Here is a 21,380-nt window from a genome sequence, read left to right on the forward strand (position 1 = left end):
CAGCCCCCGGCGTCTTTGATTGACGCGGGGGCTGTCCTCCGTCCTGTGTCGATTGCTCGATATCCGTTACCCGGCAATGCGCGGGAACAGCACATTATTTTCCAAATGAACATGCTCGAAGGTCATCGACTCCAGCTCCTCCAGCCGCGCATAGGCGACGCGGTAGGTCGTGCAGGCGCCTTCCGGCGGCGTGAAATCCGAGGTCGCCTCCCGCAGCCGCTTGAGCAGGGCCCCGGCCCCGTCATGCTCCCCGGCCAGCTCCGCTACGACGGCCCGCGCTTCCGCCGCAGTTCCTTCCGCATCGTCCTCATACCGGAGGATAAGCGGGAAATGAGACTCTTCTTCCTTCGCGATATGCGCCTCCAGCTCCATCTTCAACTGCATGAACGTCTCATGCACCTTGGCAAGATGGGGTTGATCTCCCCCATGCACATGATACACCCGCGCCACATTCGCCGTGATGGCCGGGAGCTGATCGCGCAAGTAACGATGATGCTTATTCACGATATATTCAATCAGCGAACGGGAAGACATGAACTGCCAGTCGACGCCCGTTCCCGTCGCAGGAGCCGCTTCGCGCATCCGGTTCAACTCGCTGATAACCTCTTCTGCCGCATATCCCCGTTCCGCGGCGGCTTCGCGTATCGGCCGGTTGCCCCCGCAGCAGAAATCGATTTTCAACCGTTTAAATAAATCGCTCGCCGCCGGATAACGCAGCACGGCATCGCGTACCGTCATCTCCTCCGTAAACATGTGACACCTCTCCCTTCCTCGTCCAGCGCTTCGGTACGGCTTCATCGCCGCCAAGCTTGCGCCGTAACCCGATCATACGCCCGGCCACGGGACAGGAGAGTGATTGCGATCACCGGAAAATAGACAAATCTACGACAGTGCAGGCGCCTCCTGATAAGAAATGAGGACGCCGCCCTCACCGGCATAGGTTCCGATTACCGGCCCCATATTGACGAACAGCACCTGATCGAACGGATACTTGTCCATTAAATCGCGGAGAAACGCTTTGGCGCGCTCCTCGCAGTTGGAATGAGCGAGCGCAATCCAGTTTTTGTCGACCTGATGCCATGCGTCGCCCACCTTGTCGATCAGCCGCCGCAGCGTCTTCTGGGTGCCGCGGATTTTTTCCAGCACTTCAATCGAGCCTTCTTCGCTTGCCTCCATCAGCAGCTTAATATTCAGCATTGAAGCGACCGTCCCCTTAATCCGGCTCAACCGGCCGCCGCGGATGACATTTTCCAGCGTATCCAATGTAAAATAAGTCCGTGTATGCTTAATAAAATGAACCATCTTCGCCATCAGGTCCTGCAGCTCTTCCCCCGCCCGGGCCAATTGGGCCGCCCGCACGGCCAGCAGTCCAAGCCCCATCGACGCCGTCTTCGTATCCAGCACCTCGATCCGGTTCGGATGCCCTTCTTCTTCATACATCGTCTTGGCCATCAGCGCGTGATGGTAGGTGCTGCTCAGTTGAGAGGTCAGCGACAACACGAGAATGTCCTTGTCGGTTCCAAGAGACCGATACATATGATAAAAGTCGGCAGGCGAAGGACTCGCTGTACTCGGCAGCTCGTGCTCCTCCCGCATCCGTTCATAGAAAGAATCCGTATTCATATCGGATGTCAATACGTCTTGCCCGAATCGAACGTACAGCGGAACGACGTGGATGCCGTACTGCTCCACCAGCTCCGGCGTCAGGTCTGAGCTTCCGTCCGTGATGATGTGAATGGTCATGTCAGTCTCCTGTCTCATAGTGAAATGTGGTTGTTATTGCCTCTTAAATTTACCCCTTGTCATTCCGCTTAATTATAAGGGCTCAAGGAAAGGTTGACAACGGTAAAAAGGGGCGCCTTCCCGCAGCGCCCCTCCTCCATAAAAAAAGCGGGTAGAACTCCTTCGGAGCCGCGCCCGCCGTGCCGCCCGGCGAGGGCATTCGCCCGCAAGCCGCCTACCGCTTGCCCTGCTTCCCGCTCACGCGGTCCGCAAGCCACCATAAGTACGTTGATAACCGATTGATATATTGCAATACGACCTTCGAGGCGATCTCATCACGCATCAAGGTGACGATTCGCCGTTCTGCCCGCCGGCATACGCCGCGGCACACCATCAGCTTGGCAGACAGGGGGCTATCCGGGTAGCCGGATTGAAGCGGCTGCGCCGGGGGATGCTCCTCCATGCGCCGTTCCAATTGTTCGACCGCCTCCGTCGCAAGCCGGTAGGGCCGGAATTCGGGAGAGACGACGGCCAGATCATGGCTGCAATCGAACAGATATTGCTGGATGCCCGTCAATTCGGCCGCTAGCCCGGGTTCTCCAACGCTCTCCGCCTGGCGGATGGCCGAGCTTATGAAGGTGTTCAATTCGTCGACCGTGCCGTAAGCTTCCACCCGTGCATGATCCTTGTCCACCCGCCCGCGAATGACACTCGTCTTGCCGCCGTCTCCCGTCCTTGTGTAAATACCCAATCATCATTCTCCTTTGCGTGATAAAACCGTTAGTCGTGGCTACATTCCTTAGTAATACGATGCCTTGGGCATGATGGCGATTGACGCGCCTCCGTCAGGGCCCGCTCTTCCCGGCATAGCGGCAAGCGCCGCTTCATTCATGTCAAGAATCGCCCGAATCGGACTCCGCGGATTCATCCGGCGCCCCGCAGTCTGACGGTTCGCTCACCCATGTCTCGGCCCAATGTTGGATGGCTTCCATGACCGGCTGCAGCGCCAGCCCCTTGTCGGTCAGCTCGTACTCAATGCGCACCGGCGTCTCCGGATACACATTGCGCACGACAATGCCGGCTGCCTCCAAATCCTTCATTCGCTCGCTTAGCATCTTGTCGCTCATCGCAGGAATGAGCGCGGAAATATCTTTGAACCGCTTCGGCCCGCTGAGCAGAACCTGAATAAGAAGCCCGTTCCAGCGCTTGCCTAATACACAGAATGCGGATTCAAAACGGGGACACATCCCCAAATGATGGGATTCCATATCATCATCCCTCCTTCATAGCTTACAAAATGTAAGCAAGTTTATTTTACCATAGCGTTTTCAAAAAGAAAATGGGGAAGACTCAAGTCAAATAACAAAATTTATAGTATATTGCAAATATTTTGAAACTTATTTCCGGATGTTAACGAATATAATGAAAGCGGTGAAATGACTTTTTATACATAGGAGGTGCCCATTGAGCACATTTCGGGAATCACGCCGCGAGCGCCATCGGCGGCTGAAGCAGCGCCGCAGGCGAAAATGGACAGCGGCGCTCGCGAGCGCCGCCGCCGCCCTGCTGGTCTCCGCCGGCATCCTCCTCCACGCGATGGATGGAGCGCGGCTGGATCGCGGAGAGCAGGCGTCAGCCGCTCCGTACGGGCCCCCGCCCGCGACAGGCAAGACCGGCGAGACCGGGAAGACGGGGGAGACGGGGGAGTACGGTAAAGGTGCGCCCCTGCCCCCGGTTAACGTCTCCGGACCCGGCGAGACGCCCATTGACGCGTCAGACGGGCCGATTCGTCTCGTGTTCGCGGGCGACGCGCTTATGGACTGGTCGGTCAAGGAGACGATTCGCAAGAAAGGCCCGGACTATCCGTTCGTGCATGTAGCCGAGGAGATTCAAGAAGCCGACTTCGCCATCGTCAACCTGGAGACCGCGGTCACCTTCCATGACCAAAAAGATGCGAACCAGCTGTTCAATTTCAAATCGGACCCGATCTCCCTGGAAGGATTGAAAAATGCCGGCTTCGATCTCGTCTCGATCGCCAACAATCATACGCTCGACTTCAAGCAGAAAGGCTTTCTCGATACGCTCGCCAATCTGGAGCATTACGAGCTGCCCTATATGGGCGGCGGCAAAAACCGCGAGGAGGCCTATCGCGCCCATGAAGTGACGATCAAAGGGAAGCGCATCAAATTCCTCGCCTTCTCCCGCTTCATTCCCCAGACGTACTGGTTCGCCGCGGATGAACGGCCGGGCATCGCGGAGGCGTACAACAAATCGAGCGTGCTGCCCGTCATTCGCCGGGAGAGCCGGGATTGCGATTATTTATTCGTCTACATGCATTGGGGCGTCGAGAAGAATAACAAGCCCGAGCCTTGGCAGCGCACGTATGCCCGCGAGATGATAGACGCCGGAGCCGACGGCATCGTCGGCAGCCATGTGCACGTGCTGCAAGGCTTTGAATGGTACAACGGCAAGCCGATTGCCTACTCGATAGGCAACTTTCTTTTCCCGGACTACGTGAAGGGGAAAAATGCGGATACGGGCCTGCTCACGCTGACGATTGAGAATGGCGAGATTCGAATGTCCTTCAGTCCGTATCAAATCTATAAGGATCAGATCATCAAGAAGGATGACGCCTACGTGAAGCGGCAGTTGAAGTATTTGGAGTCTATCTCCTATGGCGTGGCCATTGGCGGCGACCGGGCGATCGAGGCGATACAGGCGAAGCCTCCGGCTCCCGGCAAGCGTTAAGCAGTCATACCGTATTCGGAAAAAAGAGCGGAGCATGCGGCGCGGGGGCATGCTCCGCTTTTTGCCGTCGAGGCCGGCGCCATCCCATGCGAAGTCCGGCGGAGGTCTCCCGCCAGCCGGGCGGCCGTCCGCTCGTCCTCGCCAAGATCCTCCGGCATTCCCGGCCGCGCCCAGGCTTACAGCTTCCACAGCCATGCGCAGCGGAGGGGAATTATGTCTTTTTTATGTCCAATTTGCCATCAAGTAGGTATCTTGCCTCCCCCATCGAAATAAAGTAAGAGCCAGAGGCAAAAAACGGATCCATCCCGTATGCCATTCCCGCCTCCGGAATTGACTAACCCGCAACCCGATAAGGAGGAGTACCATGGAACAAATACGAATGCTGCAGCCGCTCGATTACGAGCAGGCGGTGCAATTGTCGGACAAGGTGTTCCGCAACAGCCGGCAAATCTCAATGGAACACGGCTTCCCATACTTGTTCTCGCCCGTGTATGCCCATTCCTACGGCGTATTCCGGGACGATAAGCTTATCGCCCATATGGGGCTCCTGCCTGCCAAGCTGCGCATCGGCACGGCCCGCCTGCCCGTCTTCTCGCTCGGTTCCGTCTGCACCGAGCCGGAAGCCCGGGGCAGCGGAGTCGCGACCGAGCTGCTGCATCGCGTCATGCGCCATGTCGACGATATGGGGGCGGCGATGCTCTTCATCTCGGGCGGCCGTTCCCTGTACCGCCGGAACCGCTGTTATTCGTTCGGCCGCTTGACTGCGTATACATTGAATGCCGGGGCGAACCGGGACGCCGCCATGCGGAAGTCGAAAGAAGCGGCGGGCGATGCTTGCCTTCGCGAGATCTCCAGCTTCGACTGCTTCGCCTTCCATGACTTGACGCTGCGGCATACGGCGGCCTTCGATATGAGCGTGTGGGATCTGGCCGGCCTGAAGGATGCCGCCGCCTACGCGTCGTGCCGGGAGATGAAGCCGAAGCTCTACGGGCTGGAACGCGGCGGGGCGCTTACGGCGTATGCTTACGTGCTGAAGCCCAAGCCTTCTCAGACCGATCGGCTGCCGATCGTGCTCGAATACGGCGGATCCGACGCTCCGCAGATCGTGCGTTTGCTGCAGGCTATGCCGGCCTTCGAGCGGCTGGAGGTCATCGTTCCATGGCAGGACGATGCCATGCGCCGCGAGCTGTCCCCCTGCCCGGCCCAGATCCGCCCCAATGACGGCACGGTATATGTTCCGTCCATGGAGCGGCTCATCCGTCAGCTTCGGGACTGGTGGCAGTCGGCCGGATCGCCTGCCGCCCGCATCGAAGCGGATGATCTCGGAGACGGCCAGGTCCGCCTTCGCTACCCGGATGCGGAAGCAGCCGTATTGTCCGAGGAAGAGACAATACGGCTGCTGTTCGAGCCGAAGGCGGACGTTCCGCTGCCGGAATCATGGCCGCGCGATCTCCGCATAACGGTTCCGCTGCCGCCGCTGACCGGCTTATATTATATCTGAATCCGCACTCCCCGCCGGCCGCCGCTACGTGCCCGACGATGTCACAATGACGACACCCACCACACCCGGGCCGTGAACGCCGATCGTGAGATCATTCTCGATATCGGCGCTGCGGCTCGGCCCCGTGATCAGATTCAGCGAGGCCGGCAGGCCGCCTTCCCGGGCCGCCTTCCCGTTCACCCGCTCGAAGGCCTCGCCCATCCGGGCCACGATCCGCCCGGCCGGCAGTATGGCGAGCAGCATGCCCGGCAGCAGGCTGACCGAGCGGCCTTGCCGCCCGGCGGACCATACCGCCAGCGTGCCGGTGTTGGCGATTGCGGCCGCGGGCGCGACGATGCCGAGCTGGCACCGCTCGGCGGCGCGCAGCAGCGGGCTTCGCGCCTGCCACTTCGCGCCGGCGAGCGCTCCCGCTTCGCCGGGCCCGGGCAGGCCCAATTGCTCCAGCTCGGCTTCATTGTCTTGATCTTCCGTCCAAGGAACCCCGCTCAAGCCCTGCTCCTGCAGCACCCGCGGCACGCCGTACCCGCGCAGCTCCTCCGTGTCCGCATAGAGCACGCGCTCCAGCGGGCCCCGCTGCCGGAAGCGGGCCAGCATCTCCCCGATGCCCGCCGCCGCTTCCTCCCTCGGCACGATGACCGCTTCGCCGGTGAGCGCCGTCCAGTTGCTGACGAACAGCTTCAGGCGCTCATCGGCGTTCAGTCTTCCCATCCGTTCCCGATATTCCCCCGGCACGCCCCGGTACAGATGGGCCGGCGCTTCCGTCAACGGTCCGGAACGGCCGAGCCGGGACGCAATCGCGGCGAGAAACGCATGACGCTCCATTACGAATCCCTCCCTTGCTCGCGGTCCGCCCGGGCCAACTCCGCCTTCAGCTCCTCCCAGCGGTCGCGGAACGACTGCTTCGGTATCGCCGGGAACGTCCGCGAGGCCGTCCAGCCGCCGAGCGGGCCCGGTCCTTTGCGGATTACCCCGCCCCGCAAGAGCGGCTTCTGGCCGTAATAAGCGGCTTTGCCCGCCATCCGGTACCATTTCACATGGCTGAACACTTTGCCGAACAGCCGGAACCCGAGCCGCTCGGCCTGCGGCGTATAACCTTCTTTTACTTTGCGGGCACGCAGATGCACGAGCATGTCGTGGAGCGGAATTTTGACCGGGCAAGCTTCATAGCATGCCCCGCATAGCGATGACGCGTAGGCGAGCGTTCCCGCCTCCTTCATATCCTGCTGCAGCAGCGGTGTCAGCACCGCTCCGATCGGCCCGCTGTAGACCGAGCCGTACGTATGGCCGCCCACATGCCGGTAGACCGGGCATACATTGAGGCAAGCGGCGCACCGGATGCAGTGCAGCACCTGCTGGAACTGCGGATCGCCAAGCTGCGCCGATCGCCCGTTGTCAAGAATAATAATGTGCAGCTCCTCCGGGCCGTCCAGATCGCCTGGCTGGCGGGGACCGGTGATGAACGACGTATAGGTCGTCAGCTTCTGCCCGGTCGCGCTCCGGGCCAGCAGGTTCAGCATCACCTCGACATCGTCGAAGGTCGGGACGAGCCGCTCCATCCCCATGACGACGACATGCGTCTTGGGCAAAGTCGTCACCATGCGCCCATTGCCTTCGTTCGAGACGATCGTCACCGTGCCGGACTCGGCGATGCCGAAGTTGCAGCCCGACAGTCCGATATCCGCTTCGAGGAAAAATTGGCGCAGCTTCCGCTTGGCGAACGCGGCCAGCTCCCTCGTCTCCGGCGGAAGCGGCTTGCCGGCCTCCTTCGTGAAGAGCTCGGCAATCTGGGACTTGTTCTTATGGATGGCCGGGATGATCAGATGGGACGGCGTCTCCTTCGCCAACTGCAAAATATATTCGCCCAAGTCGGTCTCGATCGCGTCGATGCCCTGTTCGCGCAGCCGCTCGTTCAGATGCATCTCTTCCGACACCATCGACTTGCCCTTGGCCACCAGCGTCGCCTGCTTTTCCTTCGCGATCGCCAGGAAGGCCTGCACCGCTTCGTCTCCCGTCGCGCAGAAATGAACCCGCGCGCCGCGCCCTTCCGCCTGCTCGGCGAATTGGCCCAAATAATAGTCCAAATGCTCGATCGTATGCTGCCGAATCGCCTGGCCGCGGCTGCGCCACGTCTCCCAATCGCCGAATTCTTCGGCAGCGCTCAAGCGGCCGGTGCGGAGCTTGTTCGTCGTGAACGCCACGGCTTGGCGCAGGAAGGCGTCCTGAAGAACCGCCTTCGTGCGCTCCTTCAGGCCGCTGCCGATGCCGCCTTGAGCAGAGGATATCTCCGTGCTCATGCCCCCTTCACTCCTTCCTCCAGCAGTTGGGCGAGATGCATGACGCGGATCGGCTTGCCGGCCTGGTTGAGCCGCCCGCCAATATTCATCAGGCAGCCCATATCCGTCCCGATCAGAATGTCCGCTTGCGTCGAGACGACATGCTCTGCCTTCTCCGTAACCATCGCGCCGGACATCTCCGGCATCTTCACGGCGAATGTTCCGCCGAAGCCGCAGCAGTCCTCCCGATGCGGCAGATCGACGAGCTTCAGCCCCTTCACATGGCGCAGCAGCGTCATCGGTTCGTCGCCGATGCCGAGCAGCCGCATGCCGTGGCAGGACGGATGGTAGGTGGCCGTCCCTTCGTAGACGGCCCCGAGATCGGCGCGTCCCAACACCTTCACGATGAATTGGGACAGCTCATAGGTGCGCTCCGCCGCGCGCTCGGCCCGGGCCTGCCATTCCGGCTCCTCCCGGAACAAATCCCCGTAATAATGGCAAGCCATGCCGGCACAGGAGCCGGACGGCGTCACAATGCAGTCGCTGTGCTCGAACGCCCGGAGCCACTGCCGCGCGACCTCCCGCGCGTCGTCATGATATCCGCTGTTGAACGCCGGCTGCCCGCAGCACGTCTGGAGCCGGGGGAAATCAACGTCGCAGCCGAGACGGTGGAGCAGCCGGACCGCGCTCTCCGCCACGCCGGGAAAGCAAGTATCCGCCAGACAAGTGACAAATAAAGATACGCGCATCGAAGTCCCTTCTTTCTTCTCGGATCGAATCACACAAATAGCCGCTTCTTGCCTGCCCAAAAAGCGCTTGAAGGAGCTGCCCCCTTCAAGCGCCGTCGAATCTACCGTTCGGCCACCATCCGGTTCGTCAAAGCGCCGAGCTTCTCGATTTCAATCGTGACCAGGTCGCCGTCCTTCAAGTAGATGCGTTCGGCTTCCGGCAACCCCAACACGACCCCTTCCGGCGTGCCCGTCAAAATGAGATCGCCCGGAAGCAGCGTCAAATGACGCGATATATAGCTGATAATCTCCTTGCAGGTAAAGATCATGTCCGCCGTATTCGAATGCTGGCGCGTCTCTCCATTGACGATGCAACGGATATCGAGCTGGTTCGGATCGCCCACCTCATCCGCCGTCACGAGATACGGCCCGAGCGGACTGAAGCCGTCGCAGATTTTGCCGAGCATCCATTGAGGCGTGCGCATCTGCAGATCGCGGGCCGACAGGTCGTTCACGTTGCAGTAGCCGAACACATAGTCCAGCGCTTCCTCCTCCGTTACATCCTTGGCAGACTTGCCGATGACGATGACCAGCTCGGCCTCGTAGTCTACGGCTTGGCTGACGCGCGGGAGCGCGATATCATGGCCGTGGCCGGTCAGCGTATTGTTGAATTTGTTGAATAGAATCGGAACTTCCGGAATTGGAGCATTCGTCTCCTCCGCATGCTTCCGGTAGTTCAGTCCGACACAAATGATCTTCTGCGGATCCGTGACGCATGGCCCGTAGGTCAAATCCTTCTCGTCGAGCACATCGTCCGCGCCGGCGGCGTAAGCTTCGACCTCCCGCAGGACATCCCGGCCTCCCGAGATCACCTCATGAATTGTATATTTGCCGCTGATGTCGACGATGCCTCGATCCGTCTTGACGCCCGCGCGCAGCTGTTGATCGTGATCATAGAACGTGATAAATTTCACCGTAAATTCCTCCCTTGCTGGATATAATGGGCACTAGACAGGCAGAGGCCGGCGGTACCGGGTCCGCGTCAGCCGCGGATTTAAGCATTTTTGCCGAAGACGACGCCGCCGTCTACGTACAACGGGGAGCCCATAATGAATTTGGCTTCGTCCGAAGCCAGGAACAGCGCCGCTTCCGCCACATCCTCAGGCAGGCCGAGTTCGCCGCTCAGCTGCCGGGACTTGATGGAAGCAATCGCCTGCTCCGGATCATCATAAGAATTGCGCAGATACTGCTCGACGAACGGGGTGTAGATCGTTCCCGGCAACAGCGCATTCACCCGAATATTGTACGGGGCGTAGTCCACCTGCATCGATTTGGTCAAGGACAGCACCGCGCCCTTCGTTGCCGCGTAGGACGCGCGGTTCGCCAGCCCCATCTCCGCGATGCAGGAGGACATGTTGATAATCGCGCCGCTCTGCTGCTCGATCATATAAGGAATGACATACTTGCTTGGCAGGAAGACGCCGCGAATATTAATGGCAATCACCCGATCCCATGCCTCGGGTTCAATCTCATGCAGTCTTCCGATGCCGCTGACCCCCGCATTGTTGAACAGAACGTCAATGCGCCCATACTGCCGCATCACCGTATCGGCCATGGCTTGAGCTTGCTCCGGAACGGTGACGTCCACCTGCACGAACGAGGCGGCTCCGCCCTGTTCCGTGATTAGCTTAACGGTCTCCCGCCCCGCATCCGGCTGGATGTCGGCTACGACGACCACCGCTCCCTCGCTCGCGAAGCGCAGCGCCGAGCTGCGGCCGATGCCGGAGCCCGCGCCTGTAATGATGCATACTTTTCCCTGTAAACGCATGCCGATGACCCCTTCCCTCGATATCCGCTTTCACATATTTCATTTTTCATAAAAGTACATAAAAGTTCATCAACGAAGCGTTCCTGATGGAAGCCTTCACAACGAATGCCGGCGATAAGCTTACTTACAGGGGAACAGGCTTGTGACGGCCCGCTCCCTCATCCCGCGCTGCAGCTGCTAAGGCCGGTGCAGGACCGGCCTCCTCGCCGCGCCATCATCCGGATACGATAATCAGATTCGCATACGGGGTCGTGTCCCCTGTCCGGATGACCGCTCTCGACTCCGTGCACAGCTGCTTGAACTGTACGTGCGGCAGCACCTTCCACCGCACATCCGGGATCAATTCCTTCAGCAGGCCGACCCGCTCCGGACTGAAGGCTTGCATTTCCTCGGTAATGATAATGCAATCGATTACGAATTCGCCGGCGATGGCCTTCAGCGCGTCCGTGACGGCCGGCAGGTCGTCGGTCAAGGCCAGATCGACCCGCTCCACCCCGACAGGTACCGGGAAGCCGCGATCGCAGATCGTCAGCATATCGGTATGACCCATCTCGGCCAGGATCCGGTTCAGTTGGGGATGAAGCACTCCGCCTTTTTTCATGACTCCTCCCCCTCCCGGCCGCGGGCTTCCGCCATCCTGGCCACTTCTTCGCGTTGATCAAGCGTAATCAGCTCCCGGAACGTCGGGCCCGGCCGCTTCAGGTACATCTGCTCGATGCCGTCGACCACCGTCACCGCCACGAGCTCCCAGCCGGATTGGCCCAGTTCATTCAATGCGGCCGCATCATGCTCGATTCGATACTCCCACGTGACGAGACTCATAAGCGAGCCTCCCACTGGATGGCGACAATCCGCGCAGGCGCTCCGCTCGAATCCCGTATCTTCAGCGGCATCGCCATCACATGCCAGTCACCCTCCCGAAGCGCGGGATCATCGAGCTGCAGTCCTTCGGCGACCCACATATCCGCGCCGAGCACGATACGGTGCGTCTCCTCATTCTCTTCGCCCGTTCCGCCGATGCTGAAATGATCGATGCCGACCGCCTTCACGCCGCACTCGGCCAAGTAACGGGCGCCCTCATTGGACAGATACGGAGATTCATATATCCATTCCTTCGTCCAGCCGCGCTTCTCGCCCCAGCCGGTATATAGCAGCACGACCGCGTCGCTGCTCATCTGTTCGGCGTACGGCTCCAGATCCGATCGCCCAATCGGATAACCGTTGCCCCGATTCTGAAGCGGAACGAAGACCATCCGCCCCTGAAAAGCGTCGACCGGAAATTGATCCAGGGTCTTGCTATAATCGCCCAAATGCGCCGGCGCATCCATATGAGTGCCGGTATGCAGGTTCATCGTCACCTGCTCCAGCTTCCAGCCGTCCCGCGGCCCGACGCAGATATAATCCATTTTGGGCGGTTCGAAATCCGGCAGCACCGGGCACAAATGGTAAAGCTCCTGCGAGAGATCCACCATCCGGGTAATGTTCAGCATCCCGCTCACCTACCGTTCCATATGATCGTCCGGCTGCGCCGCCTTCACCGTCAGGCCGCCGTCCACCATCAGCAAGTGCCCGTTGACCTGCATCGCTTCCTCGGAAGCGAGGAAGACGACCGCATCGCCAATCTGGCGCGCGGTGCCGAGCCGCTTCATCGGGTTGGCCTGCTCTTCCTTCTCCCGCATGCCGGGCGCAGCCAGGAATTCCGTGCACATATCGGTATCGACCGTGCTCGGGCCGACCGCATTTACGTTGATATTGAATTTGCCGAGCTCGATCGCCATCCCCTTCGTCAGCATATGCGCTGCCGCCTTGGAGGACTGGTAATGCGGGATGACCGGACTGGTCACCACAAGGCTGGCTGTCGAGAGCACGTTGACGATTTTGCCGAAACGATTGTCGATCATATGCTTCGCCGCCCGCTGCGAACACATAAAGATGGATTTCACGTTCGTATTATAAGTGCGATCCCATGTCTCTTCCGTCACCTTCATGAACGGCTCGAACGGGGCGATGCCCGCATTGTTCACCAGCACATCGACATAGCCCAGCTTCGCCTCGACTTCGTCGAACATGCGGTTCACTTCCTCCTTGCTGCCGACATCCGCCTGCACGACAATCGCCTTGCGTCCAAGCTGCTCCACCTGCTGCTGGACCTTGACCGCCTTATCGTAAGAAGCCTCCGACATATAATTAATCGCGATATCCGCTCCTTCCTCCGCCAAGCGAATGACGATAGCTTCGCCGATGCCGCGGCTTCCTCCTGTTACCAGTGCGATTCGTCCTGTTAAACGACCCATGTTGGCACGTCCCCTCTCTTTTTCCCATTGTTTTTCCCGATGCAAATTAGTTCCTGCCCGTCATCCGGTACTCAGCCCGCTCAGTTGCCCGGATGGCTGCTGCTCTTCCTTACAGGCTCGGACCGATGCGGTTAATGCTGAACTCCGTATGGCCAAGCACTTCGGCCGTCGTCAGCTTGCCGCTGCTGACCGCCCGAATCTCGTCCCAGATCCGCCCGCCCGCTTCCTGAAGCGAATACTCCCCTTCAAGCAGGCCGCTGACATCGATGTCCATATTGTCGGCCATCCGCTCCGCACACAGGCGGTTGCCGGTAATCTTGATAACCGGAATGACGGCCGACCCGGTCGGCGTGCCGCGCCCCGTCGTGAAGCAGACCAGATGGACGCCGCCTGCGGCCATGCCCGACACGCACTCGATATCATTGCCGGGAGAATCCATAAAATAAAGCCCGCCGCGAGGCACCTGCTCCGCATACTCGATAATGCCTTCGATCGGGGCGGTGCCGCATTTGCTGATGCAGCCGAGCGATTTCTCCTCGATCGTGCTGAGGCCGCCCGCGATATTGCCCGGGCTTGGGTTGCCGCCGCGCATATCCGCCCCCATCCGCTCGACCTCCTTCTCGAAGCGATCGACGATGCGGTACAGATTGTCCGCGATCTCCGGCGTCCGGCACCGTCCGGCCAGCACATGCTCGGCCCCGATAATCTCCGTCGTCTCGCCGATCACAATCGTGCCGCCTTCCCCGATTAGCACATCCGCCGCGACGCCCAGCGCCGGGTTGGAGGCAAGACCGCTCGTCGCATCCGAACCGCCGCATTTAACGCCGACCTTCAACTCGGACAGCGGGATCTCCACCTTCTCCATCGCATCAAGCTGGGCCCGCATCTTGCCGGCCATCTCGACGCCATGCTGGATCGCCTTGACCGAGCCGCCTACGCTCTGGATGTCGAACACCTCGACCGGCTTCCCGGTCTTGCGAATCTCTTCGCCGAGCTGCACCGGATCCACGACCTCGCAGCCAAGGCTGACGATGAGCACTCCGCCGACGTTTGGATTTTTCCCCGTGCCGGCCAGCACATCGAACGTGCGCTCCTTGTCGGCCCCGATCTGGCTGCATCCATGCTGATGCGGGATAGCGACCGTGTTCGGAACAAGCTGCTGAATGCGGTTGCACACTTGATTGGCGCAAATGACCGTTGGGATGATTAGCAGATGATTGCGAATGCCTACCTCGCCATTCGGACGCCGGTAGCCTTGGAATGTCATGCTCATTTATCCGATTCCCCTTCCCTAAGTTGACAAGCTGTCACCACTAAGACGCTCTTACTTGGCTGTTGCCGCCTGATCCCCTCTTCCGCGGATGCCTTCGATGTTGTGCACATGCACATGGCTGCCGACGGGAATGCCGCAGGTCGCCCGGCCGATCACTTCTCCATATTTGCGGACTTGGTCGCCTTCCGCTATTGGAACGATGGCCACCTTATGTCCGAAGGGAATCGTCTGACTGACCGCAATCGCACGAGTCGCTCCCGCAACCTCGCAAGTGACCCCTTCACCCGGCTGCAGTTCCCGCAGCGCCGTCGCCACATGATCGCGTTCATCCATGACGATAACGCTTACACCTTTTTGCATGACCTTCTCGCTCACGCCTGATCCCTCCTAATTTATCCCGATAAGATGACTATAACTGGAAATGTTATCGTTAACTCAACAATATCATGGGGTCCCTCTTGATGTCAATGTTCTCTATAGCATAAAATATAATCGGTATAATTCGGTAGAATCTATTTTTAACTTATGGTGAAAATGGTATAATTAGGTTTACCAGGGGGCGGAAGACTCTTCACAGGACAAGTTCCTCTTAGGATTCCTAACGAAAAGCGGACTTCGTGAGCCGCATTTTATTGGGAAAATGGACATGCTTCTTCCGTCTCGCTGCGTCGGTGATTCCCGCCGCAGCTGTCACCCGGCCCGCGAGAGTTCTCTGTCCCGCTTCAGCCCCGGGCGCCGCTTTCCCGCGGCCTTCCCTGAACGACGGCTGCAGCATGTGCCGCCGGTGCCCATAAAATCATAGTAGGAGATAACGCCAATGGCTACCATTTATGATATTGCGAAGAAAGCCAATGTCTCGGCGATGACCGTATCCCGAGTCATCAACAATACCGGAAGAGTGAGCGAAAAGACCCGCGACAAGGTCAAGCAGGTGATGGAGGAAATGCGGTACATCCCGAACTCGGTCGCCCGCTGCCTCGTCACGCAAGAGAGCAAAATCGTATCGCTTCTCATTACGGATATTACGAACCCGTTCTTTACGACGATGGCGCGGGGCGCCGAGGATGCCGCCATGCGTCATGGCTATCGGCTCATGTTCGGAAATAGCGACGAGAGCTTCTCGAAAGAAAAAGATTATGTTGAAATGATTCTGTCGATGCGCGTGGATGGCGTGCTGTTCGCGCCGAGCGGAGATCAGTCCAAGGAACATCTGGAGTGGCTCCAGCGCCAAAATGTGCCCTTCGTGCTGCTGGACCGCGAGGTTCCCGGCATTGTCTGCGATGCCGTGCTCGGCGACAGCCGCGACGGGGCGAAGCGGATGGTAGCGGAGATGATCCGGTACGGACACCGCCGCATCGCCCTCGTGAACGGCGCTCAGGACGTCTCTACCGCCCGCGAGCGCCAAGCCGGCTATGTCGAGGCCTTGCAGGAAGCCGGAATCGAATTCGACGAATCGCTGGTCATGCAGACGAGCTATTCGCGCGAGCAGGACTTATCCGTCGCACACTGGATGGAGCTCGCACCGGAGGCGCGGCCGACGGCCATCTTCGCGGCCAACAATATGCTGGCCCTCACCGTGCTCCAATCCGTCCGCAGCCTGGGCCTGCGCGTGCCGGAGGATCTGTCGATTGCCTGCTTCGACGACTTCGGGTGGGTGGAAGAAGCGAATCCATTCTTCTCCGTCGCCTCCCAGCCGGCTTACGAATTCGGGGAACAAGGCATGCAGCTTCTCTTGGACCGGATCAAAAACCGGGAAGAAAAACCGCGCCAGATCGTGCTCCCTTGCGACATATTGATGCGGCAATCCGTGGGGAAAATATAGCTTTATCACAAATGTACTGCACCAGGACATTGGGAAGAAGGCAGGTTATTACTTAGTTCGCGGCACAACGCCCAGCAACGCCCTTGAACCGATATAGCCATATGTCTATCGCTACACTTGTTATTTACCCGGAAGGGATGGCCTCTGTCCCTTCCTTTCCTTCATTTTGACGAAGCGGACACACATCGTTCTCGGCCCCGTTTGGCCGCAAATACCTTAACACTACGCTGTATCTTTTACTAAGCGAATAACTGTGGTGCATACTCCCCATCATACGCCGCCAGCGGCGCATTGGCACACCTTTCAGTGCGTGTTCCCGCATGTGGAAAAACCTCTTATAGATCAAATAGCCCCCTCTCGCCTTATGCTCGCTCTCCCGTTCAGTCAGGTGCTTCAGCGCCTTATGTTCGCTCTCCCGTCCAGTCAGGCGCTTCGGCTCGCATTATGCTCAGTCTCCCGTCCAGTCAGGCGCTTCGGCTCGCCTTATGCTCAGTCTCCCGTTCAGTCAGGCGCTTCGGCTCGCCTTATGCTCAGTCTCCCGTCCAGTCAGGCGCTTCGGCTCGCCTTATGCTCGCTCTCCCGTTCAGTCAGGTGCTTCGGCTCGCCTTATGCTCAGTCTCCCGTTCAGTCAGGCGCTTCGGCTCGCCTTATGCTCGCTCTCCCGTTCAGTCAGGTCCTTCGACTCGCCTTATGCTCAGTCTCCCGTTCAGTCACGCGCTTCGGCTCGTCTTATGCTCAGTCTCCCGTCCAGTCAGGTGCTTTGGCTCGTCTTATGTTCGCTCTCCCGTCCAGTCAGGTCCTTCGACTCGCCTTAGGCTTACTCTCCCATCTTGTCAGGAAAGTAACGCGGACTCCCTACCAGTTATAATTGTCTACCTGTTCATAGGCGTGGTAGAGACGCATTCTCGGGTAGATCCTGTGCTGCGGGGTTATTGTGCGTAAACAAGAAAAGAAACGGAGCGACCATTCCTGCTTTAAAGGGATAAGACTCATAGGCGGTAGAGACGGATTCTCGGGTAGGTCCTGGGCTGCGGGGATATTGTGCGTAAACAAGAAAAGATATGGAGCGACACCGTTCCTGCTTCAAAGGGATAATACTCATAGGCGTGGTAGAGACGCATTCTCGGGTAGGTCCTGTGCTGCGGGGATATTGTGCGTAAAGACAAGAAAAGAAACGGAGCGACCGTTCCTGCTTCAAAGGGATAATACTCATAGGCATGGTAGAGACAGATTCTTGAGGAGTTCCTGTGCTGCGGGGATATTGTGCGTAAGCAAGAAAAGAAACAGAGCGATACCGTTCCTGCTTCAAAGGGATAAGACTCATAGGCGGTAGAGACGGATTCTCGGGTAGGTCCTGGGCTGCGGGGATATTGTGCGTAAACAAGAAAAGAAACGGAGCGACCGTTCCTGCTTCAAAGGGATAATACTCATAGGCATGGTAGAGACAGATTCTTGAGGAGCTCCTGTGCTGCGGGGATATTGTGCGTAAACAAGAAAAGAAACGGAGCGACCATTCCTGCTCCAAAGGGATAATACTCATAGGCGTGGTAGAGACGGATTCTCGGGTAGGTCCTGTCCCACAGGGTTTGTTGAAAGGCATTGGAGAGGATGTTTCTCATCTACGTGGTAGAGAATGGGATGTTTCTCATATGTGTGGCAGAGGATGGTTCCCGTAGGCGCAGAAGGTACAGGCTCATCTCGTTTTCCTGCGCCAGGACTACTTGTTCATAAGCTGGGAGGACCCAAGTTCGCGTTAATGAGTTAAGCCGGCAACCTTTGGAGCCCAATAGAGCTGCTTTTGTCGGTGCCGGCTTTCTGTTGTGTTCTCGAGGTGTAGGCCCTGATGTCGCTTCTCGGCCTCCGAACGCTTCAGTTCGTCCGTTTTTTGCAGCTCTCCTGTTGATACCGAGTTTTTTCAGCTGCAAGGGTCCCTCGCATTCTATCCACGCTTCGCTTATCCTTTGACGGCGCCTGCGGCCATCCCTTTCATGACCTGTTCCTGGAAAATGATGTAGATCGCGATCGTAGGCAGCGCCGCCATGCCGAGGGCGGCCATCGTCAGTTTGTAGTCTGTCGAGTAGCCTGTGGCGAAGACGGACAGGCTGAGCGGCAGCGTCTTGAGCCCCGGGCTGTTAATAAAGACGAGCGCGAACGCGAAGTCGTTCCAGAAGCGAAGAAAGCCGAGTATCGCCACGGTTGAGAGCGCCGGGAGCGATACGGGAAGCATAATCCGCGCAAAGATTCCCATGTATCCGCAGCCGTCCACATGCGCCGCTTCTTCCATTTCTTTAGGCATATTGGCCAGATAGGCAGCCACGATGAAAATGGCAATCGGCAGCTCAAAGGCGGTATAAGGGAATATGAGCGCCGCATGCGTGTTCAGGATGCCCAGCTTGTTCATCATGATGAAGAGCGGGACAAGCGTGCTATGAACCGGAATCAGCATGCCAAGCACGAACAAGCCCTGCAGCAGGCTGCGCCCCTTGAACCGGAACCGGGCCAAAATGTAAGCCGCCAGCGCCCCAAGGAGCAAGGTGGCCGCCAATGATACCGCCGTGACGAACAAGGAGTTCCACATGGAGCGTCCCATCCCCGACACTTCCCATGCCCGCGCGAAATTATCCCACTGCCATGAGGTCGGCAGCCCGAAGGGATGGGCAAAAAACTCCTCGTTCGTCTTAAAGGCGCTGAGATAGAGCCAGATAAGCGGATAGAGCGTGACGAGCGCATAAATGGCCAAGCCGGCGTGTACGAGGAGCCGGAGCGCCCGCGACCCTTCCCGCGAGCCTGCGGCGCGGACCGTGTCCCCTCTTGCAGATGCGGTTATCAATGATGCCAATTCGATTCCTCCTTCCTGTCCATGGCCCGGATGCTAATGCGCTTCCCGGCGCATCAGCCGCTGCGAACCGGCGACGAGCAGCAAGCTGATGATGACGATGAGGGTAGAGACCGAGCTGCCGTATCCGAAGCGGTAGACGGTGAAGGTGCTGTTATACATATACGACGCGAGCAATTCCGTGGCATGAGCCGGCCCCCCGTTGGTCATGACATAGATCAGGTCGAATGCCTTCAGGCTGCCGGAGATGCACAGCACGATCGCCACCTTGAGCGTGTCCCAGATCATGGGCAGCGTCAGGGATGCCAGCTTGCGCATCCCCCGGGCTCCGTCCAGTTCGGCCGCATCGTCCAGCTCGGACGGGATGCTGTGCAGGGCGGCAAGGAACATAATGAGATACGGCCCGATATAGTTCCAAATGACGGGTATCGCGATCATCCAGATGGCGATGCCCGGCTCCGACAGCCAGGCCCGCTTCCAATCGGACAGGCCGATCGCATCGAGCGCCGCATTCATCAGCCCGGTCTGCGGATGATAGATATTTGTCCAAATAATCCCGATGACGACCGAGGACAGCACCATCGGCATGAATACCGCCGAGCGGACGAAGCGCTGGAACCAGGTTCCCCGCTTCAGCAGCAGAGCGAGCAGCAATGCGATCGGGACTTGGCCAAAGACGGAAGCCCCTACGATAATCATGTTGTTGCGGAACGAGAGCCAGAACACCGGATCCCGCAGCGCCTCGCTGAAGTTGGCGATGCCGATGAAGCTCATCTCGCCGATTCCTTTCCAATCAAAAAATCCGTAGTAAGCGGACCAGAATATCGGCACAATGACGAACAAGGCGTAAATGAGAAGCGACGGCGCCAGCCCCGCCGCAATAAATATCCGCTTGCTTGCCCCCGCATGCGCGCGCATTCGGCTCAGCCTCCTCTCTTCGATGTTGAAGCCGCCGCCCGCCCTGCCTGGCCTGAACGGTCAGGGGCATGGAGGTGCGGCAGCATACGGCATGTCAACGGCCGAGCGATTTCGCCTGAGCCTCTTGAATCTTACGGGCGATCTCCTCCGGATTGCCGCCCATCAGCAATTCCTGCAGCCCGTTATTGACGGCGTCGGCGCCTGCGCTTGTCATGACGGCGTCATAGACCGGCGTCCGCTTCACTTCATTCACGAGCCGATAAACTTTGGCGAACAGCGGCGATACGGAACTCTCATCGAGATCCAGCTTGTAGCTGACCAATTGATTCGCTTCCAATGTGCGCTTTTGCGCCTCCGGCCCGGATAAGGCGTAGATCAGCTCGCAGGCGGCTTCTTTGCGCTGGCCGTCGACCTTGGCGCTCAGACCGAGCCCGACGCCGACGACCCCGGAGGTCGAATTCGGATCGCCCTTGCCATCGGGAACCGAAGGCAGCACCGTGGCGCCCATGCTCTTCAGCGCTTCCGGCGACGCATTGGCCGACAGATTCGTCAAGGCCCAGCCGCCGTCGATCATCATCGCGGCCTGGCCTTGCGCGAACATCATTTCCATCTGCGTGTTGTCGATGCTGTTGAAGCCGATTTGGAACGCTCCTGCCTGCTGCAGCTGTTGGAGCAGCTCGAGCGCCCGCACGAATTCCGGATCCGTGAACTTGGCTCCATCCTGGTTGGCGGCCTTCAGGAACCATTCCGTGCCGGTCACCCGATCCGCGAACGAGCTGAGAATGCTCGACTGGGCGAGCCAGGCCGCTTTGTTGCCGAGCGCAATCGGCGTTACCTTGTTCTCATTCAGCGTCTTCACGGCGGCAAGCAGCTCATCCCACGTTTTCGGAACTTGCAGGCCGTAGCGGCTCAATATCTCCTCGTTGTAGTAAAGTATCGAAGTCGGCGACAATCCCATCGGAGCGCTGTAGATACGGCCGTCGATCGTAAAATCGTCGAAAGACCCCGGCAGGAAGCCCTCCTTCCACTCCGTCTTGCTGTTCAACAGATCGTCAATCGGCTGAATCAAGCCTCCGCCATGGAATTCTTTGGTCATCATCCCCGGCCACATCAGGAAGACATCCGGCATCTCATTGGCGGCCGCCACCGTTTTGAGGCGCGTTTTGTAGCCGTCCGGCGGAATGGCTTGGATATCGAGCGTGATTTCCGGATGGTCCTGCTGGTATGTCTCGATAATGTCGCGCATCGCTTTGGCGCGAAGATCGTCTCCCGTGAAGTTATGCCATAAAGAGAGCTTCACCTTCCCGGCCGCTCCCTCTTCCTTCGCTTCGCCGCCTGGACGGTTCTGGCCCGCATTCGAGCCTCCCGACGCGCATGCGGAGAGCAGGGAGACAGCCAGCAGCGCGACGAGCATCGTCATCCATCGTGTACGCATAG

General features: G+C 58.9%; 21 protein-coding genes. 3 read left to right on the forward strand and 18 right to left on the reverse strand.

Annotated elements, in window-relative coordinates:
• Nucleotides 1-66: 66 nt before the first annotated feature.
• The 4 genes from ric to L6439_RS17315 all read right to left on the reverse strand — a co-directional run bounded on the left by ric (nucleotide 67) and on the right by L6439_RS17315 (nucleotide 2,990).
• Nucleotides 67-753 (reverse strand): iron-sulfur cluster repair di-iron protein, encoded by a 687-nt coding sequence (ric, locus tag L6439_RS17300; protein WP_168179455.1) that lies wholly within the window; start codon nucleotides 751-753, stop codon nucleotides 67-69.
• Between the two features lie 129 nt (nucleotides 754-882).
• Nucleotides 883-1,743 carry a DegV family protein gene (locus L6439_RS17305; protein WP_213468149.1) on the reverse strand — a complete coding sequence of 287 codons (861 nt, stop codon included), beginning with the start codon at nucleotides 1,741-1,743 and terminating at the stop codon, nucleotides 883-885.
• 214 nt (nucleotides 1,744-1,957) lie between these two features.
• On the reverse strand, nucleotides 1,958-2,473 hold the full coding sequence (locus L6439_RS17310; RefSeq protein ID WP_168179457.1) for a cob(I)yrinic acid a,c-diamide adenosyltransferase: 516 nt from the start codon (nucleotides 2,471-2,473) through the stop codon (nucleotides 1,958-1,960).
• 142 nt (nucleotides 2,474-2,615) lie between these two features.
• Entirely contained in the window at nucleotides 2,616-2,990 is a 375-nt protein-coding gene (locus L6439_RS17315) for a winged helix-turn-helix transcriptional regulator (protein ID WP_168179458.1), read from the reverse strand.
• A gap of 196 nt (nucleotides 2,991-3,186) precedes the next feature.
• On the opposite strand from L6439_RS17315, the gene L6439_RS17320 reads away from it, so the two are divergent.
• Both L6439_RS17320 and L6439_RS17325 read left to right on the forward strand, forming a co-directional pair.
• Complete coding sequence (locus tag L6439_RS17320) at nucleotides 3,187-4,470, forward strand: CapA family protein (protein WP_213468148.1); 1,284 nt, start codon at nucleotides 3,187-3,189, stop codon at nucleotides 4,468-4,470.
• A 364-nt stretch (nucleotides 4,471-4,834) separates the two neighbouring features.
• Nucleotides 4,835-5,971, forward strand: coding sequence for a GNAT family N-acetyltransferase (locus L6439_RS17325; protein WP_237096514.1), 1,137 nt, complete (start codon nucleotides 4,835-4,837; stop codon nucleotides 5,969-5,971).
• Between the two features lie 24 nt (nucleotides 5,972-5,995).
• Here the strand turns inward: L6439_RS17325 and L6439_RS17330 are convergent, their stop codons facing one another.
• The 11 genes from L6439_RS17330 to L6439_RS17380 all read right to left on the reverse strand — a co-directional run bounded on the left by L6439_RS17330 (nucleotide 5,996) and on the right by L6439_RS17380 (nucleotide 14,742).
• The gene (locus L6439_RS17330) at nucleotides 5,996-6,793 is read right to left on the reverse strand and encodes a LutC/YkgG family protein (protein ID WP_168179460.1); all 798 of its coding nucleotides are present in this window, start codon (nucleotides 6,791-6,793) and stop codon (nucleotides 5,996-5,998) included.
• A complete protein-coding gene (locus L6439_RS17335) occupies nucleotides 6,793-8,265 on the reverse strand; it encodes a LutB/LldF family L-lactate oxidation iron-sulfur protein (protein WP_237096515.1) in 1,473 nt (490 codons plus the stop codon). The genes L6439_RS17330 and L6439_RS17335 overlap by 1 nt, the downstream gene beginning before the upstream one ends.
• Nucleotides 8,262-8,993, reverse strand: coding sequence for a (Fe-S)-binding protein (locus L6439_RS17340; protein ID WP_168179461.1), 732 nt, complete (start codon nucleotides 8,991-8,993; stop codon nucleotides 8,262-8,264). The genes L6439_RS17335 and L6439_RS17340 overlap by 4 nt, the downstream gene beginning before the upstream one ends.
• 101 nt (nucleotides 8,994-9,094) lie before the next feature.
• The gene (locus tag L6439_RS17345) at nucleotides 9,095-9,946 is read right to left on the reverse strand and encodes a fumarylacetoacetate hydrolase family protein (RefSeq protein WP_213468147.1); all 852 of its coding nucleotides are present in this window, start codon (nucleotides 9,944-9,946) and stop codon (nucleotides 9,095-9,097) included.
• Nucleotides 9,947-10,026: 80 nt separating this feature from the next.
• A complete protein-coding gene (locus tag L6439_RS17350) occupies nucleotides 10,027-10,800 on the reverse strand; it encodes an SDR family NAD(P)-dependent oxidoreductase (protein WP_213468146.1) in 774 nt (257 codons plus the stop codon).
• Nucleotides 10,801-11,014: 214 nt separating this feature from the next.
• The gene (rbsD, locus tag L6439_RS17355; protein ID WP_213468145.1) at nucleotides 11,015-11,401 is read right to left on the reverse strand and encodes a D-ribose pyranase; all 387 of its coding nucleotides are present in this window, start codon (nucleotides 11,399-11,401) and stop codon (nucleotides 11,015-11,017) included.
• Nucleotides 11,398-11,622 carry a hypothetical protein gene (locus L6439_RS17360; RefSeq protein ID WP_168179465.1) on the reverse strand — a complete coding sequence of 75 codons (225 nt, stop codon included), beginning with the start codon at nucleotides 11,620-11,622 and terminating at the stop codon, nucleotides 11,398-11,400. The genes rbsD and L6439_RS17360 overlap by 4 nt, the downstream gene beginning before the upstream one ends.
• On the reverse strand, nucleotides 11,619-12,290 hold the full coding sequence (locus tag L6439_RS17365) for a cyclase family protein (protein WP_213468144.1): 672 nt from the start codon (nucleotides 12,288-12,290) through the stop codon (nucleotides 11,619-11,621). The genes L6439_RS17360 and L6439_RS17365 overlap by 4 nt, the downstream gene beginning before the upstream one ends.
• 9 nt (nucleotides 12,291-12,299) lie before the next feature.
• Nucleotides 12,300-13,094 carry an SDR family NAD(P)-dependent oxidoreductase gene (locus tag L6439_RS17370; RefSeq protein ID WP_168179467.1) on the reverse strand — a complete coding sequence of 265 codons (795 nt, stop codon included), beginning with the start codon at nucleotides 13,092-13,094 and terminating at the stop codon, nucleotides 12,300-12,302.
• A gap of 109 nt (nucleotides 13,095-13,203) precedes the next feature.
• The gene (locus L6439_RS17375) at nucleotides 13,204-14,367 is read right to left on the reverse strand and encodes a UxaA family hydrolase (protein ID WP_213468143.1); all 1,164 of its coding nucleotides are present in this window, start codon (nucleotides 14,365-14,367) and stop codon (nucleotides 13,204-13,206) included.
• Nucleotides 14,368-14,418: 51 nt separating this feature from the next.
• Entirely contained in the window at nucleotides 14,419-14,742 is a 324-nt protein-coding gene (locus L6439_RS17380; protein WP_213468142.1) for a UxaA family hydrolase, read from the reverse strand.
• A gap of 442 nt (nucleotides 14,743-15,184) precedes the next feature.
• On the opposite strand from L6439_RS17380, the gene L6439_RS17385 reads away from it, so the two are divergent.
• On the forward strand, nucleotides 15,185-16,189 hold the full coding sequence (locus tag L6439_RS17385) for a LacI family DNA-binding transcriptional regulator (RefSeq protein WP_213468141.1): 1,005 nt from the start codon (nucleotides 15,185-15,187) through the stop codon (nucleotides 16,187-16,189).
• A 1,954-nt stretch (nucleotides 16,190-18,143) separates the two neighbouring features.
• Here L6439_RS17385 and L6439_RS17390 read toward each other — a convergent pair.
• From L6439_RS17390 to L6439_RS17400, 3 genes are all read right to left on the reverse strand, one after another.
• The gene (locus tag L6439_RS17390) at nucleotides 18,144-19,028 is read right to left on the reverse strand and encodes a carbohydrate ABC transporter permease (protein ID WP_168181524.1); all 885 of its coding nucleotides are present in this window, start codon (nucleotides 19,026-19,028) and stop codon (nucleotides 18,144-18,146) included.
• Nucleotides 19,029-19,061: 33 nt separating this feature from the next.
• Nucleotides 19,062-19,943, reverse strand: a complete 882-nt coding sequence (locus L6439_RS17395; RefSeq protein ID WP_213468140.1) for a carbohydrate ABC transporter permease — start codon at nucleotides 19,941-19,943, stop codon at nucleotides 19,062-19,064.
• 94 nt (nucleotides 19,944-20,037) lie between these two features.
• The gene (locus L6439_RS17400) at nucleotides 20,038-21,378 is read right to left on the reverse strand and encodes an extracellular solute-binding protein (RefSeq protein ID WP_213468139.1); all 1,341 of its coding nucleotides are present in this window, start codon (nucleotides 21,376-21,378) and stop codon (nucleotides 20,038-20,040) included.
• Nucleotides 21,379-21,380 lie beyond the last annotated feature (2 nt).

Origin of the sequence: Paenibacillus dendritiformis (assembly GCF_021654795.1) — a bacterium.
In the GTDB taxonomy this organism is placed as follows: domain Bacteria; phylum Bacillota; class Bacilli; order Paenibacillales; family Paenibacillaceae; genus Paenibacillus_B.

Bases quoted from the DNA above. Each gene is read 5' to 3' on its own strand.
- ric (WP_168179455.1), bottom strand. From the start codon at position 753: ATGTTTACGGAGGAGATGACGGTACGCGATGCCGTGCTGCGTTATCCG.
- L6439_RS17305 (WP_213468149.1), bottom strand. From the start codon at position 1,743: ATGACCATTCACATCATCACGGACGGAAGCTCAGACCTGACGCCGGAG.
- L6439_RS17315 (WP_168179458.1), bottom strand. From the start codon at position 2,990: ATGGAATCCCATCATTTGGGGATGTGTCCCCGTTTTGAATCCGCATTC.
- L6439_RS17325 (WP_237096514.1), top strand. From the start codon at position 4,835: ATGGAACAAATACGAATGCTGCAGCCGCTCGATTACGAGCAGGCGGTG.
- L6439_RS17330 (WP_168179460.1), bottom strand. From the start codon at position 6,793: ATGGAGCGTCATGCGTTTCTCGCCGCGATTGCGTCCCGGCTCGGCCGT.
- L6439_RS17335 (WP_237096515.1), bottom strand. From the start codon at position 8,265: ATGAGCACGGAGATATCCTCTGCTCAAGGCGGCATCGGCAGCGGCCTG.
- L6439_RS17340 (WP_168179461.1), bottom strand. From the start codon at position 8,993: ATGCGCGTATCTTTATTTGTCACTTGTCTGGCGGATACTTGCTTTCCC.
- L6439_RS17350 (WP_213468146.1), bottom strand. From the start codon at position 10,800: ATGCGTTTACAGGGAAAAGTATGCATCATTACAGGCGCGGGCTCCGGC.
- rbsD (WP_213468145.1), bottom strand. From the start codon at position 11,401: ATGAAAAAAGGCGGAGTGCTTCATCCCCAACTGAACCGGATCCTGGCC.
- L6439_RS17360 (WP_168179465.1), bottom strand. From the start codon at position 11,622: ATGAGTCTCGTCACGTGGGAGTATCGAATCGAGCATGATGCGGCCGCA.
- L6439_RS17365 (WP_213468144.1), bottom strand. From the start codon at position 12,290: ATGCTGAACATTACCCGGATGGTGGATCTCTCGCAGGAGCTTTACCAT.
- L6439_RS17370 (WP_168179467.1), bottom strand. From the start codon at position 13,094: ATGGGTCGTTTAACAGGACGAATCGCACTGGTAACAGGAGGAAGCCGC.
- L6439_RS17375 (WP_213468143.1), bottom strand. From the start codon at position 14,367: ATGAGCATGACATTCCAAGGCTACCGGCGTCCGAATGGCGAGGTAGGC.
- L6439_RS17385 (WP_213468141.1), top strand. From the start codon at position 15,185: ATGGCTACCATTTATGATATTGCGAAGAAAGCCAATGTCTCGGCGATG.
- L6439_RS17395 (WP_213468140.1), bottom strand. From the start codon at position 19,943: ATGCGCGCGCATGCGGGGGCAAGCAAGCGGATATTTATTGCGGCGGGG.
- L6439_RS17400 (WP_213468139.1), bottom strand. From the start codon at position 21,378: ATGCGTACACGATGGATGACGATGCTCGTCGCGCTGCTGGCTGTCTCC.